The organism is Planctomycetota bacterium (assembly GCA_026387035.1).
Taxonomy (GTDB): Bacteria; Planctomycetota; Phycisphaerae; order FEN-1346; family FEN-1346; genus JAPLMM01.
This window is the reverse complement of sequence record JAPLMM010000310.1, coordinates 1-2,909: the sequence shown is the minus strand read 5'-3', so window position 1 is coordinate 2,909 and position 2,909 is coordinate 1. Positions and strand designations below refer to the sequence as shown.

Below are 2,909 nucleotides of genomic sequence, written 5' to 3'. Positions count from 1 at the left end.
CGCAGGATGGCAAAGGCGAGCCAGACGCCCAGGACACCGGCCACGAGAAAGCCCAACAGGCCGAGCACCGGGACGTTGGCGGTGTAGGGCACCTTGGGTCCGACGTTGGCGCCCATGATGACGGCGGAGCCGAGGATGATGGCGGCGACGATCATCGCAAAGGCGACGCGGTTGGTGGAGCGATCGAGTTCGCTGATGAAGCGGTCGAGGTTTTCGTGGCGAAACTGGATTTGGAGCCGGCCGCGTGTGAGTTTCCGCGCGAGTTCCCGCAGTTGTCGGGGCCCCTGCTCGGCGATGGCGGCGACGTGGTAGGCGCTGCGGAGTCCGCGTTCGGCCAATCGCTTGGGGGAAATTTTCTCCGCCGCCATGGACCGGACCTTCGGCCGGACGACCTCGACGAGGCTCGTGTCGGGATCGAGTTCGAGCGCGACGCCGCCCATCGTCACGAGGCTCTTGCCGAGGAGGACGAAGTCGCGCGGGAGGATGACGCGGTGTCGGCGGGCGGTGGCGATGAGTTCCTCGAAGAGGTTCCGCACGTCGAGGCGCTTCAGGGGGATGCCGCTGTACTTGTCCACGAGGCCGGCCAGGTCGGCCATGAAGCGAGCGTCGTCCAGGCCGTCCGGCAGGGAGCCGAGGTCGTCGAGCACGTCCAAGACGATGTCGAACTCGCGGTAGAGGGCGGCGATGAGGGCGGTTCCGAGGCGGGAGCGCATGACGTCGCTCAGTCGGCCGACCTGCCCGAAGTCGAGGATGCCCACGCGGTCCGGCGCCTGGACCACGAGGTTTCCGTGATGCGGGTCGGCGTGGAAGAGGCCCATCTCGAAATACTGGCGAATGAAACACTCGGTGAGGCGCGACGCCAGGGCCTTGCGGTCCACTCCCGCCCGGTCCATCGCATCCTCATCGTAAATCGGGATGCCTTCGAGGTGCTCCAGGGTCAGGACGGCCGAGGCCGTGAGCGACCAGAGGACGTGCGGCACGAGGACGTGCTCGTCGTCCTCGAAGGCCTGTCGGAACCGCTCGGTGTTGGAGGCCTCGGCGATGAAATCGACCTCCCGGCGAACGGTCTGGGCGAACTCTTCCACCAGGAGCGCCGGCCGAAAAACGCGGTACTCCGGGACGTAGCGTTCCGCGAGTTCCGCCAGCCGCGACAGAATGTCGATGTCCGATTCCAGCGTTTCGCGGACGCCCGGGCGGCGCACCTTGACGACGACGGCCCGGCCGTCCGCCGTGCGGGCCTTGTACGCCTGGGCGATGCTGCCGGCCGCAAACGGTTCCGGCCCAAACGTCTCGAACAGTTCGCCGATCGGCCGGCCGAGTTCTTTCTCGATGACGCGGCGGGCTTCGTCGTTCGGAAACGGGCGGACCTTGTCCTGGAGGCGGCGGAACTCCTGGATGAAGGGGGGCGGGAGGAGGTCCTGGCGGCTGCAGAGCACCTGGCCGAGTTTGACGTACGTGGGCCCGAGTTCCTGGAGGACGCTGGCGATCCGGGCGGCGATGGTGGGCGCGGTTTCCTCGGTGACCTTTTCACGCCGCTTCAGCAGGCGGTTGCGGAAGGGGACGAAGCGGTCCAGGTGCAGGCTGACGACCAGCCAGCCGAATCCATGCTTCGTCAGGATCGACAGGACGTGCCCGAGCCGACCGATCTCCCGAAAGCGCCGCCCGAATGGAATCCAGGTCATACGATTTTGGCCCCCGATGCCCGGAAACTTCGACGGGGGGCATTATAGCCGCCGCCCCGCCCGCCGTTCAAGCCCGGAGATGAGCGCAGCCGCTTGCGGCTTAGCGTCCGTTCAAGCCCGGGGATGAGCGCAGCGAATCCCCGGGACGCCGTTCGAGCCGCCCTCACCAGGGACCGGGTTCGTTGGGGCCGGCGACGGCCAGGACGGCGGCAAATACGGAGGCGGCCCCCGCCCGCTTCAGGACCCGCGCGCATTCGCCGACGGTCGCGCCGCTCGTCAGCACATCGTCCACGAGGAGCAACCGCCTGCCTTTGACGGCCGACGCCTCACCGCGCACCGCAAACGCTCCGCGCACGTTCTCGGCCCGCCGGCCGGGAGGCAGGCGCGTCTGACGCGGCGTGGGACGGACGCGGAGGAGTCGCCGGGCCACAAGCGGCCGACCCGTCGCCCGGACCACCTCCTGCGCGAGGGCCGTCGCCTGGTTGAACCCCCGGCCGACGCGCCGGCTCCAGTGAAGCGGAACGGGGACCACCATGTCCACGAGGTCGGCCCACGGCGCGAGGGCGACCCGCTCGGCCAGGAGGCGCCCCAGAACCGGCCCGAGGTCCTGCGGCCGCAACGCGGACAGTGGGGCACCGAGATGAGTCGCGCCATGGCCCGGCCGCAGGCGGAACACAAGTTGAACGGCGTGTCGCGCGGCGCTCTCCGCTCGCAGGCCACGCAATGGGTGGGCAAGACGAGTTCCCGGAAGGCGACCCAGATCGAGCGGAGCATGGCCGGATTATATCGCGAGAGGCGGCCGTGTGCCAACTACCGACCTGACGGCCGGATGCGGGTGCGCCAGGATTTTCTGGCACTTAGCAAAAGCACAACAGGCAATTTGCGTGGCACGGCGGGCCTTGTGCTACTCTGCGAAGTAGCGAAGTGCTACTTCGCTACGAAGCACGAGTCCCGCCGTGCGCCGGCCCCAATGGAACAGGCGCGCCGGGACGCACGGCCGGGCAAGACCGGCCGTGCCACACTGCCCACACGTCGCGCCCTCGCTAGATGCCAGAAGATCCTGGCGCACCCCCGGAGGCCGCGGCGTTGTCGGAGTTTGTCTTATTCGCGCAGAAGATTTGTCTTATTGGGTGTGGGAAAGAGCGGGACGAGGCGGGAAAACACGGGACATTGCCAGATTGGCAGGGACGCCGCGAGAAGTTGTCCACAATTTGTGCACAGAGTTAT

2 protein-coding genes are annotated in these 2,909 nt (G+C 67.8%); both read right to left on the bottom strand.

Annotation, left to right across the window (positions count from 1 at the left end):
* The coding region (locus tag NTX40_11665; GenBank protein ID MCX5649726.1) for an AarF/ABC1/UbiB kinase family protein at window positions 1-1,682 on the bottom strand (1,682 nt) is incomplete at its 3' end.
* A gap of 163 nt (window positions 1,683-1,845) precedes the next feature.
* Window positions 1,846-2,301, bottom strand: coding sequence for a phosphoribosyltransferase family protein (locus tag NTX40_11660; protein MCX5649725.1), 456 nt, complete (start codon window positions 2,299-2,301; stop codon window positions 1,846-1,848).
* Between the last annotated feature and the right edge of the window lie 608 nt (window positions 2,302-2,909).